This is a genomic window from Acididesulfobacillus acetoxydans, assembly GCF_902729405.1.
Taxonomy (GTDB): Bacteria; Bacillota; Desulfitobacteriia; order Desulfitobacteriales; family Desulfitobacteriaceae; genus Acididesulfobacillus; species Acididesulfobacillus acetoxydans.
On record NZ_LR746496.1, the window covers coordinates 292201 to 304358 of the forward strand.

At 57.2% G+C, this 12158-nt stretch carries 9 protein-coding genes; all 9 read right to left on the reverse strand.

Annotated features, from left to right (window positions below; translation table 11 throughout):
* Positions 1–86: 86 nt before the first annotated feature.
* Positions 87–1097: a D-glucuronyl C5-epimerase family protein gene (locus MNU25_RS01195; RefSeq protein WP_240983408.1), complete on the reverse strand. Its 1011-nt coding sequence runs from the start codon at positions 1095–1097 to the stop codon at positions 87–89.
* Positions 1094–2179 carry a glycosyltransferase family 4 protein gene (locus MNU25_RS01200; protein WP_240983409.1) on the reverse strand — a complete coding sequence of 362 codons (1086 nt, stop codon included), beginning with the start codon at positions 2177–2179 and terminating at the stop codon, positions 1094–1096. The genes MNU25_RS01195 and MNU25_RS01200 overlap by 4 nt, the downstream gene beginning before the upstream one ends.
* Positions 2180–3541 (reverse strand): O-antigen ligase family protein, encoded by a 1362-nt coding sequence (locus tag MNU25_RS01205; RefSeq protein WP_240983410.1) that lies wholly within the window; start codon positions 3539–3541, stop codon positions 2180–2182.
* Positions 3542–3576: 35 nt separating this feature from the next.
* Complete coding sequence (locus MNU25_RS01210) at positions 3577–5235, reverse strand: oligosaccharide flippase family protein (RefSeq protein WP_240983411.1); 1659 nt, start codon at positions 5233–5235, stop codon at positions 3577–3579.
* Between the two features lie 134 nt (positions 5236–5369).
* A complete protein-coding gene (locus tag MNU25_RS01215) occupies positions 5370–6992 on the reverse strand; it encodes a glycosyltransferase (RefSeq protein WP_240983412.1) in 1623 nt (540 codons plus the stop codon).
* Between the two features lie 323 nt (positions 6993–7315).
* Positions 7316–8833, reverse strand: coding sequence for an O-antigen ligase family protein (locus MNU25_RS01220; RefSeq protein ID WP_240983413.1), 1518 nt, complete (start codon positions 8831–8833; stop codon positions 7316–7318).
* Between the two features lie 49 nt (positions 8834–8882).
* Positions 8883–9983: a DegT/DnrJ/EryC1/StrS family aminotransferase gene (locus MNU25_RS01225; RefSeq protein ID WP_240983414.1), complete on the reverse strand. Its 1101-nt coding sequence runs from the start codon at positions 9981–9983 to the stop codon at positions 8883–8885.
* 4 nt (positions 9984–9987) lie between these two features.
* Positions 9988–11052: a non-hydrolyzing UDP-N-acetylglucosamine 2-epimerase gene (gene wecB, locus MNU25_RS01230; RefSeq protein ID WP_240983415.1), complete on the reverse strand. Its 1065-nt coding sequence runs from the start codon at positions 11050–11052 to the stop codon at positions 9988–9990.
* 253 nt (positions 11053–11305) lie between these two features.
* Entirely contained in the window at positions 11306–12148 is an 843-nt protein-coding gene (locus MNU25_RS01235) for an N-acetyltransferase (RefSeq protein ID WP_240986683.1), read from the reverse strand.
* Positions 12149–12158 lie beyond the last annotated feature (10 nt).

Sequence of the window (12158 nt, forward strand, 5' to 3'; positions counted from 1 at the left end):
CCCCCGGGCTTCCCATGGTGGCCGCTCGCCTATTCCCGCTCTATTCTGACCTCCGGCCTCTCTTTGCCCCGTCGTCTACTCCGGGCCTATTCCGACCTCCGGCCTCTGACCTCTGACCTACGTTTCGCCACGTAGCTGCTCTGGCGTCTGATCGAAAGCTTGTGCCGTATTTTAGCCGCCGTAGCCAGCACATAGGTCAGGCGGCTTCGACGTCCTTTTTCCCAGCGGCGGGCCACTGTCGCAAAGACTTCCTCCCCGCTGAGCAGGAACATGGCCCTAAGCTGTTCTATTTGCAGTTTGTGATAAAAGATACTGGCAATGTCCGCCACCCGAAAGGGATAGAGGTCATAGAGCGACCATTTGAGCCGGCCGGCATCGAACTTCATCACATTCTTTTTCAGTGTCTGCAGCCCTTGCTCGTAGAACGCTTTAGCCTCGGGATTTTCCCCGGCCAGGAAGAACTCCCACAAACCCCACAGCGCGAAAATAAACCCGTTAAGAACATAAGACGGAATCGCAGAGGGATATTCCTCATAGAAGATTCCTCCCTCCAGCGTGGCTTGAACGCCTCCCTGCGCCCCGGGCACGGAAAACGCGCGCAGCGCCCTGTCGCCGCACTTTAGGTATTTCTCATCCTGGGTCGCCAGATGAGCCCGGGCCAGAACGGAGAGCGCCTGCCCCTGTGAGAGCGCGCTCAGCCAGGGGGCTTTGAGAGCATAGATCTCCTTATCGTGCTCATTGATCCAGCCCCAAAGACCCGGCCGAAGTTCCGCCTGGTTTTCGACCAGCCAATCAGCAGCGCAAAGAAATATAGTTTGATGAAGTTCCCCACCGTGATCAATATATTCGTCATAATGTCCCAAAGCCCATTGAGCGATGGTTACCGGCAGGTAACAGAGCTGCCCGTCGATCTCGACCAGGGGAATACCCCGGCTGTCGAATTCCCCGGAATAGTAGGCTTTGCTCCCCATGGCCACCGGATATTTGTCCACCTTCCCGGAATTCAGCTCGGCATTGGCCGGCATATCCGGGTGCCAATAATCCGTCTGGCCGAAAACCATGCCGCCATAAGCCCGAAACATTTGCCAGATGTTCATGCTCCAGACCCACCTTTGTTGAAATTCAGCCGCAGCAAATCGCCGTATAAGCTCTGAACTTCGGCCATGTTATCCTCCCAAATCGCCCTCTCCCGGATCTTTTTCCGGTTGCGTTCAAACGCGCGCTCCCTCAACCCTTGATCCCGCAGGCCGCGGATCAGGGCCCCGGCCAGCGCCGCCGCGTCTTTAGCCGGCACGATCAGTCCGTTAATACCGTCGCTCACCCATTCCCGATTGGCGGGGAGATCGGATAACACCGGGAACGACCCGCAGGCCATGGCCTCGAGCAGGGAAACCGCCGTCGCGTCCGAGGAGGGAACACTCACCATAACAGCCGATTCATTCAAATAAGCCTCAACTTCACTGTGCGGCAGCTGCCCCACAAATCGGACAAAAGGCTCGATCCCGAGCGAGGCCGCCAGAGCCTTAAGCTTAGGGGTCTCCTCCCCTTCCCCGGCCAGAACCAGCCTCGCTTTGGGCACCGCCCGCACGGTTTCCGGTATCGCTTTCAGGATGATATCAATGTTATAGATAGGCTGGTGCCCCCTGAGGCTCAAGATCTGGGCCGGCTTCTTGTCCGCCGGCGTAATCCCGTCGAACCAAGCCTGGGAAACCCCCATGGTCACCGTCAACAGGCGTTTGGGAACCCTGTGCAGGAGCTCTTCCATCCGTCCGGACATGTACAGGGAGTCGGAGGTCAGTGCGTCCGCCCTCGGCAGGACACACTCGACCACCTTTCTCAGCCAGTAGGACCGTACCGGGGCAACCAGAACGTCGGAACCCCAAGCCGAGACGACCAGAGGGTGAAATTGGCTCATGATGCCCAGGAGGCCAAAGCTCGTGGCATAGTGGGCATGCAAAATGTCCGGGTTAATCCGGCGGACTATCCCCCTAACCTTGGTGAGGGCCTTCACGTAGGCCAGCCGTCCCTCGCGGCCGGAAGCCAGCAGGTGCACCTGAACGCCCTCGACCGGACAGTCCCGGAACGAGACAACATGAACCTCATGACCGAGGGAAACAAAATAGGTCAGCCAACGCTGCAAATGAATGCTGCCGGCATCGCCGAGAAAGCACAGGCGCACTTAGGTCACCTCCCCCGCACCCGCCAGAGCCCCAAGCAACCCGAGAAGAATCCAAAGGTAGGGGTCTTCCCAGAAGCGGCCTTCCCCTTGGGCACTGACAAAGACGACGAAGACTCCCAGAACGGCAAAGATCGTCAGCAGGGCCCGCGGGTAGCTTTCTGACCAGTCGCTTCCCACGCGCAGCCTGTGCCCCGCGCGCACAGCCCTGGCCAAGAGAACCAGCAGAAAAGCCAGCACGATACTTACGCCTATTATGCCCAACTCCGCCGCCGTAGTCATCAGGGCCGTGTGGGAAAGGCTCACTCCGTTGCGGATTACGGAGGCATAGCGGGTCAGCATCACCTTCTGGAAACCACCCAGACCTACACCGAAGAGGGGGTGTTTCACAAACATATCCCAGCCCGCTTGCCATAGATAGCTGCGTTCGGTTGAAGCTGCCAAGAGGCCATGGCGCAAATCCTGAATCCGGAGAAAAACGGCCGGGTCCACGAGCAAAACCACGCCCCCCAGGAGAATAGCCCCCGCGAGAATCACATAGACAGGTTTTCTGGGCACAAGGACAGCCAAGAGAATGAAAGCCAAGCCGCAGGCCGCCCAGCCTGTGCGTGAACCCGTGCCCAAAAGCGCCGCCAACTGAATTGCCAGCGCCAGATAACCGATGACCCGACCCGCACGCGGGACTGTGTTTAAGAGCCAAACCGAAGTGGCGAGCATGCCCAAGACGAGAAAGCGCGCATAGATGTTGGCGTCCACAAACGTCGCGTTATAACGGTGCAAAACCTGGTAGATCTGCCCCAGCCAAAGGAAATGGCGGCTCACCATTTCATAGACTCCCACTCCGGCCAAGGCCGTACCCACTGCCGCAAAGGACTGCGGCACCAGCCAGTAATCCCGCTCTTCAGTTAGGATACGGTAAACCGCCAGGCCTAAGACCCAGAGGAGTCCCAGCCGGACCACACCCGTTAGGGTATGCAGCCGGTCAACCGACCAGATCACCGAGAGGAGCCCGTAGAGAATATAGATGCCTGAAAGGGAGAACAGCCGGTCCCGCCAACCCGCCCGGGACCTGTCAGGAAAGGTTCCCGCCCTGAAGGAATCCTGGAAGCCGCCGTAGCGGGCCCAGGGGCCGTGTGAACGCACTGTCGTATACAGAAAGTACAGAACCACGGCCAGGGCCATGATCCTGCCAAGATCAACCATTCCCACAAAAGTCCCCAGTTTCTCCAGATGCTTGAGCCGGGGAAACCAGGTGCGGGATATCTCCAGGGGCAAAGCGGCAATGAGCAGGGGAACCAGCAGACGCGGATAGCACCACCCCCCGATGACCAGGGCCACGGCCAGGATGAGCAGAATCCAACTCACAATGAACGCCTCCTTTTAGTTTTCCGCCGGCCCTGTCAGTGTTTAAACCTCTGCGACAAGGTCTGACGCATCAGTGCCAGATCCGCGCCTTTCAGGATGAGAACATCCTGCCACCTGCAGCGCGTATGCCGGACGTAGAAATACAGCGTGGTGAGCGTAAACGTGATATAGGAAAGGCTGGTTGCAATAGAAGCACCGTTGATCCCGATGCGCGGGATCAGGACAAAATCCAGCACCACCGTAACCACGCCGGATATGACCGCGGAATAAATGTTCTTCTCCACCAGGCCAACCCCAGCCAGATAATTGGCCAGGATGTTGGAAATCGAGAAAATGGCCACACCGGGCAAGAGCCAGAGAAAAGCCTCAGCCGCCGGGGCAAAGGGGTAGGTAAACCACCAGATGATCAGCGGTCTGCTGATTATGCCCAGGACGAGCGAAAAAAGTGCAATCAGGGCCAAGCTCACCCGTGTCACTTGATTGGTAAATGTATCCAGTTCCCCTTGATTCGTCGCCGAGGACGCAACCGGCAGTATGACGGTGGCAATGCTCCCGGAAACCGCCCAAAGGGTTTTCCCCAGCGTCACGGCGACCCAGTACATGCCGACCTGATTGAGCGGCAGAAAGTAGTTAACGATGAAGACGTCCAAACTATAATTAAGTCTCTGGATGAAATTTCCCACTTGAGCCTTCAGGCCATAGCCCAGCATCCGACCCATGAGAGGAAAATCAAGGCTGAATAAATAGCGCAGGGCACCGCTCCTCGACCACTTCCCTGGCTCCGGGATTTCTCTCTCCGGGATTTCTGTCCCCGGGATTTCTGTCTTCGAGATTTCTGTCCCCGAGATTTCTCTCCCCAAGCTTTCTCTCTCTGGGATTTCTCTCCCCAAGCTTTCCGTCTCCGAGATTTCTCTCCCCAAACTTTCTGTCTTCGAGATTTCTGTCCCCGAGATTTCTCTCCCCAAGCTTTCTCTCTCTGGGATTTCTCTCCCCAAGCTTTCCGTCTCCGAGATTTCTCTCCCCAAGCTTTCTCTCTCCGGGATTTCTGTCTTCAAGCTTTCTCTCTCCGGGATTTCTCTCCCCGGGACTTTTTCGAGAAAATCCCGCCGTCTGACAAGCCTGACCAAGATCGCCATCTCCCAGACGTTCACGATGACAGTGCCGGCCAGGGCCGCGAGAATCGCGGAAGAGGGGGAGGCCAGGTAGAAAAAGAGGGCCACCAGGAGTATGAGGTTGAGGACCTTGTCTCCGACATTAACTCGATTATATGCCACAACATCCTGCAACCCAAGCAAAACATTGAGCAGAGATGCTTTTAAATTCATGAAAGGCACGGCGAGGAGCACCATCAGCATTTGCGCGTCGCTCACTCCGCGCAGAAACTGGAAATGAAAGCGGGTATTGAGATAGTAGAAGGGGACTAAAATAATGGCGCTGAGCAGAGTCAGAACGATATTATTCCCAACGATGCCGCCTAAATCCCGCCTGTTCTTGCCCAGAAAGAAAACATTGGCAGCTGACAAGCCTAAACCCAAAATCAAAGTGCCAAAGGTGAGAAAATTGCTGGCGACATTCCAGACCCCCGCTCCGGCCGGGCCCAACACCCGGGAAAGAAGTGTGGCCGAGATGAAAGAGAGCAGAAACAAAAACATATTGCTCAAAAATGTGATGGTAACGGATTTTGTAAAACCCATGCGGTTTGTTCTCCTCTAAAAGCGGAAGTTGAGCCTCGGAGATCCGGAACTCGCTTCAGGAAGAAAACATCCGTTCACTTCCTCCGGCACAAATCGATTGAACGCTCGGGCCGCTCTCCGGACTCAGGGAAGATTCACCCGGCCAGAGCATCCCGATAGACTCCCTTGAGTTCCTCCGCCAAAGCCCGGGGCCCGAAGTGTGTGTCGGCGTAGGCTCTGAGAACCGCCGGCTTGTATTGGGGAAGCCGCCGGGCCATCTCCCGCATACCGTCGAGAAGAGCCTCGCTGCTGCCGGGCTTGACCAGGAGCCCGGTCTCGGCAGTCACCAGACTTTCCGGCCCTCCGCAGGCCGTGGCCAGTACCGGTATGCCCGAAGCCATGGCTTCGATCAAAACACAGCCGAAAGTCTCCTTTAAGGAAGAAAGGACGAGGAAATCAGCTTCCCGGTAGCGTTCGGGCATCTCTTCCGGCGGCAGCACTCCCCGGAACCGGCAGCTTCCCTCTATCCCCAGTTCCCGTGCCCGCGCTTCATAGTGTTGTCGCAAGGATCCATCTCCAATCAGTTCCAGGCGGAACCGGCGCTCCCGCGCCAAACCAGCCAGGGCCGGCAGCAGAAATTGCAACCCCTTGACTTCCGTCTCATCCATCCCGCCTACAAAGAGGAGTCTGAGCGGCGCAAGGCCCTGCTGTCCCTCTCTCTCCGGACGCCCGCGATCTGCCCCGCCGTGTCCGAGACCGTCCTCGTCCGGTCGAAGCCCAACCCCGGGGACCCCTCCGTCCCGTCGGGAATCTGCTCCGGTCTCTCCGGCACCTGCCCCGGTCTCTCCGACACCTGCCCCGGTCTCTCCGACACCTGCCCCGGTCTCTCCGGCACCTGCTCCGGTCTCTCCGGCACCTGCTCCGGTCTCTCCGGCACCTGCCCCGGTCTGTCCGGCACCTGCCCCGGTCTGTCCGGCACCTGCTCCGGTCTCTCCGGCACCTGCCCCGGTCTCTCCGGCACCTGCCCCGGTCTGTCCGGCACCTGCCCCGGTCTGTCCGGCACCTGCCCCGGTCTCTCCGGCACCTGCCCCGGTCTGTCCGGCACCTGCCCCGGTCTGTCCGACACCTGCCCCGGTCTCTCCGGCACCTGCCCCGGTCTGTCCGGCACCTGCTCCGGCCCCGCGCCCGCTGTCCGGCGTGAAACGCGAGGTGTCCACGACATTCGGCAGCACCCGCAGCTTCAGGTTCCAGCCGAAGCTTTCGATCTGCCCGGCCAAAGCCAGACTCACTGGGATAACCAGCCGTGCTTTTTGAAAAGCGGCCTTAAGAAGGATGCGGTGCTGCCACTTCGCGGTATAATCCCGGAGATAAGACATGTGTTCCGTGATGACATAGGGCAATTTCCGCCTGCGGGTAAAAAAGTAAGCGAGGATTCCGGCGGGATAAGCGACATGCACATGCAGGATATCCGGTTGAAATTGCCCCGCCGCTTCCCGGAGCAACTTGAGCGCACTGCGGTAGCTGCCGAAACGGGCCCAACGGCGCCGGAACGGCTGGCGGGGATTTAGCGGACCGCCAAGAGAGTTCGCCCGCCAAGTTATGATCCCCTCTTCGTCGGTTCGGCGTACGCTGCCCGCCGGAACCTCCTCATCAAAAGGATAAACCACCCCCACTTCCAAACCGTACGCCCTCAGAGCCCTGGCTTGCTCACGCACAAAAACTCCCTTGACCGGGTTCGGGGTGTTCGGATACCAACTGCTCAATATCAAGACCCGCAAACTCAACCCACCTTCGCCATTGGGCCCCCCTTGTCACGGGGTCCGCCCCAGCCACAGGCTCCACCTTCGCCACGGGACCCCCCCTCGTCGCAGGGTCCGCCCAAGCCACAGGCTCCGCTTTCGCCATTGGGCCCGCCCTCGTCGCAGGGTCCGCCCAAGCCATAGGCTCCACCTTCGCCGCGGGACCCCCTTGTCACGGGGGCCGCCCTCGTCGCAGACTCCACCCTTGCCACAGGCTCCACCCTCGCCACAGAGACTCCCCGTGATAGCCTGTCCCCGCGCCCGAGGAGCATCCCGCCGCTCCCGGCGCCGGAGCAGCCTGCCTAAAGAGATCGTTCGAAGATCTCTCCTTTATCCTCCGCTAAGAATTTCTCACCTTTGTTGACCACGAGAACCGCCAGACTGAGTAAAAGCCACATTTCAGTAAAGTTGATCACCGAACTCGGGGCGAAAGAGGTGAGAATAAAACCCGCCAAGGCCGCCAGCAAACCTAGGTAGAGGAAACTCATAAAACTGTAGGGGGCTCGGGTGCGGCTCAGACGGCACCTCTTGAGCAAGGCCCAAAGAAGACTCAGATAGATAAAGATCCAATACAAGAAAATCCCGACACCGAAATCCCCCAGAATTTCGAACCATAGACTGTGAACGTTCGTGATACCGAAAGTGTTTTCTTTGCTGCCGATATAAAAAGGCGTGTTGGCCACACCGAAGCCTTCCGGGTGCCCTTTGAGCAGCACTCCCTTAACTACATCCACCAGGATGGTATAACGTTCACTGGTCGAACCCTGGTCACCGTAAGCTACGATGGGCGTCGGGTGGTAAGAACCGTGAAAGCTCAGCTTGTTCAGAAACTCGGTATTATTAAACTTGCCGAAATAGACGTCAAGCTGCGGCACAAAGGAAAGGCTGTAGAAGACAACCAGAGTCACCAGGACCCAGGCAAACGCGCGTTTGCGCTTCTCTTTCTCCCGGGTAACGCTAAAGTAGATGAGAAACCCCAGCATGGTGACCAGCATTGTGATATAGGCTGTCCGGGAAGTGGAAAAGATGATATTGATTAGGATTGCCACCTGCAGAATGCCCAGGCCCCAACGGATTTTCCTCTCTTTGGCAAAAGCAATTCCCGCTAAAATAAAGGACATGGCCAAAACGAGGAAGGTCCCGAAATTATTCGGGTTGTACCAGAAAACCGTAGGGATAGTCTTCAGGTAATAAGGACCTTTGGCATACCAGCCTTCATCAATAAAGATGTTGCGCACCGGCATGCGGATATCCAGGATCTCCAGCAGTCCCATAAACAAAGCCGGAACCGTGAGGAAAAAAAGGAATTTCACGGTCTGCTTCAGTTTGGCCAGATTGGGGTTATAACGGTAAACCGCCAAGGCGAAGCAAATCATGATGGCATAATCGACCATATACTTTAGGGCCGCTTTCAGGTGCGTCACCCAGAGCAAAGAAAGAATCATGTACAGGATAAAGATGCTCAGGAAAAGCAAATAGCGGTTTTGGGCCAGGCTTTTGAGGCTCCAGGTTTTTCTGCGGCGCATGAATTCGATGAACATGCTGACCGTCAGGATAAAAAGGGCGATATGCAGATAATAGACATTAAAATGGCCAACCGGCAGATTAAAGGTGAAGTCCATAATCGCAAACAGGAGCACAAAGTTGTAAAGGAGCTCCGACTTGCTCTCCCACTGCAGTTTGTTAATAATCAGCAAGCCGAATACAAACGCGTAGAGATCAACAGCCCAGAGTTGCACGCCCAGCAGCAGATTGCCGAGGATGAACAAGCTGTAGATGGCACTGTAGGTAAGTTTCTTGTTGTCTCCGGTCCAATTCAAGTTAATCCTCCTCCCAAACCTATCTGGGCTTCCACACTAAACGGGAGACCTAGGCCAAAGCTTTACGCATAACCCTGGCAATATGTTCCTGTTGCTCCCGTGTGAGCTCCGGATAGCAAGGTATGGCCACTGCCTCCCGGGCGGCGCCCTCCGCCACGGGGAAATCCCCCTCCCGGCAGCCAAGATTCCGCAGGGCTTTCTGTAAGTGAAGAGGCACAGGGTAATAAATCGCACTGGCAATGTCGGCCTCAGCCAGCCGCTCCATCACCTGCTGCCTTTTCTCAGTCCTCACCACGTAGAGATGGTAAATCGGCTTAGCCTTCGGGTCCCGTCCCGGCAGGGTCAAGGGCAGATCTCCGAGCAGTTTGCCATATCCGGACGCCGCCTGACGGCGCGCTTCATTCCATTGATCAAGGTATCTGAACTTCACCCTCAAAATAGCGGCTTGAATCTCATCAAGACGGCTGTTGTGACCTACCTCTTCGTGATAATATTTTGTTCGGCAGCCATGAAAACGCAACATGCGCAGTTGAGCCGCCAGATGTTCGTCATCCGTGGTGATCATCCCGCCGTCTCCGTAAGCGCCCAGGTTTTTGGTCGGGAAGAAGCTGAAGGTACCGGCGTGCCCGATCGAACCCGCCTTTCTCCCGTTGTATTCGGCCCCTATGGCCTGGGCCGCGTCCTCGATGACTTTTAGGTCATAGCGGGCGGCAATCTCCATCACCCGCTCCACATCCATCATCTGGCCAAAGATGTGCACGGGAATGATGGCTTTGGTCTTAGCGGTAATTTTTTCTTCCAATTGAGTCAAATCCAGATTCAGAGTCACGGGATCGATATCCACAAAAACCGGCTTCGCCCCCAGGAGGGCCACCGTCTCAGCCGTAGCAAAGAAAGTGAAAGGCGTGGTGATCACTTCATCCCCGGCGCTGACACCCAAGGCTTCGAGCGTCAACAACAAGGCGTCCGTCCCGTTTCCGACCGCCACCGCTTCTTTGACTCCGCAATACTGAGCCATCTCCTGCTCGAGCGCTTTCATCTGCGGGCCGAAGATGAACCTGGCCGAATCCAGAACGCTTTGAATCGCTGCGTCGATTTCCTCTTTAATCGTCAGATATTGAGCCTTTAGGTCCAACAGCGGAATAGCCATCCTTTCAATCTCCTTTCAAAATGCTGAGAAACTTTCCGGCCGCATCCCCGTCGCCGAAAATTTGAGGGCGCTCGGGTGGCGGCGCGAACTCGGTCACAGCCTTGAGAATAGACTGGGTATCGGCCCCGACCAAAACATTCCAGCCTGCCGCCACTGTCTCCGTCCATTCAGTTTCATCCCGCAGCGTGATACACGGAACTCCCGCGAAGTACGCCTCTTTCTGGACCCCTCCGGAATCGGTCAGGATCTTGCGGGCATTCTCTTCCAAACAAATCATGTCCAAGTAGCCAACCGGTTCGAGAATCCGCACATCCGAACCCGCGAGCAAATCGCCCAATCCTTGATCGTCCATGACTTTTCGGGTGCGGGGATGCAGGGGCAGGATCACCGGTATGCCCGCTTGCCCCAGGGCCCGAAGGATTCCTTTCAGGCGCTTGGGATCATCCGTGTTCTCCGCCCGGTGGATAGTGCCCAGAATATAGCCCCCGGGGGGGAGCCCCAACTTCTCCGGCAGGGAAAGGCGCTGACGCGCCAGGCGGCTGTTATAGCGAAAAGCATCGTACATGACGTCGCCGCTGAGATGAACCCCCTTTTGGATACCTTCCGCCGACAAATTGTTCACCGCCGTCCGGGTCGGACAAAACAAGAGTGTGCTCAGATGATCTGTCAACACCCGGTTAATTTCTTCCGGCATCTCGCGGTTAAAGCTGCGCAGGCCCGCTTCGATATGAAAGACCGGGATATGCAATTTAGCGGCCGCCAGAGCCCCTCCCAGGGTAGAATTCGTGTCTCCGTAAACCAAAACGGCGTCCGGCTGCTCTTGCAAGAGCACTTCTTCCACAGCCTTCAAAATGGCTCCGGTTTGCTCGCCCTGGCGGCCGGAACCGACTCCGAGGTTATAGTCCGGACGGGGAATATGCAGCTCAGTAAAAAAAATATCCGACATGTTGGAATCATAGTGCTGCCCGGTGTGAATGAGGACTTCCCGATACACGGAGCGCAGAGCTCTGGACACAGGAGCCGCCTTGATAAATTGGGGCCGCGCCCCCACTATGGTCGCTATCTTCATCGACAGATTAAACCCTTCCCGGCCCTAACCAACGCCGCAGCCACCTTTGCTTAGTCAAAGTTCCGGTTTCATGGCTGAAGTTCTTCCTCTCGGGGCCGACAGTGAACTCGTTTAACTAAAGTTAAACATCACGATAGTGTCCTGTGGACACTATCGCCGAACCGCAAGCTTTCAAAGAATACTTGTACCCCAGCCCCACTTGCAGAAGTGGAAGTCTCACAGTTGGATGAAGAAGAACGAACTCCGCAGGCTTTCACGGCAGGAGTTCCTCCTCCGGCACGGGTCGGACGTCCCGGGCCGGAAACCCTTTGACCACGCGCCGGGCCTCCGTATTCTTACTGACCAAAGCTCCCGCCGCCACAAAGGTTTCTTCCGCGACCCTGACCCCGGGCAGGAGGATCGCTCCCCCGCCGACCCGGGCCGCACGCCCGATATGCGGACCCTTCACCAATTTAAAACGCTTCTCAGTCCGTCCCATGAAATTGTCGTTGGTCGTTGTGACCATAGGAGCGATGAAAGCCCGCTCCTCGATTTCCATATAGGCCGTGATATAGGATCCGGTCTGAATCTTGGTCCAGGCTCCGATCCGGGTGTCGTTTTCCACTGTGACACCGCTCCCGACAATTACCCCTTCACCGACAAGACAGCGTTCGCGGACGATAGCCCCGTCTCCGACGAAACTCCGCTCCCCAAACACAGTGCCGGCGTAGAGAACCGCCGCGCAGCCGACCGTACAAGCACAACCCATGTTCAGCGGCGGCAGGTCCGCTTGTACTTTTACTGTGCTGGAAGCCGCCGGCCTGGGTCTGCGGCCCAGGGAGGAGTTGCCGCCGATAAAACAAGCCTCTCCCAACTCTGTGCCCTCATAGAGGGTACTGTGATCCCCGACCCGAACCCGCGCACCTAAATGTACGCCCCGGTGGACCGTGACATGGTGCCCGAGTTGGCAGCCGTCCCCGAGAACAGCTCCCTCCTCCAGAATACAGCCCGAGCCCAGAACCACTCCTTCGCCTAAAACCACACCCTCGCCAAGGGAACAAAAGGGACCCAGCGCCGCACTCTCCGGAATCACTGCCGTCGCCGCCACACAACTCAGCGGGCGGCCG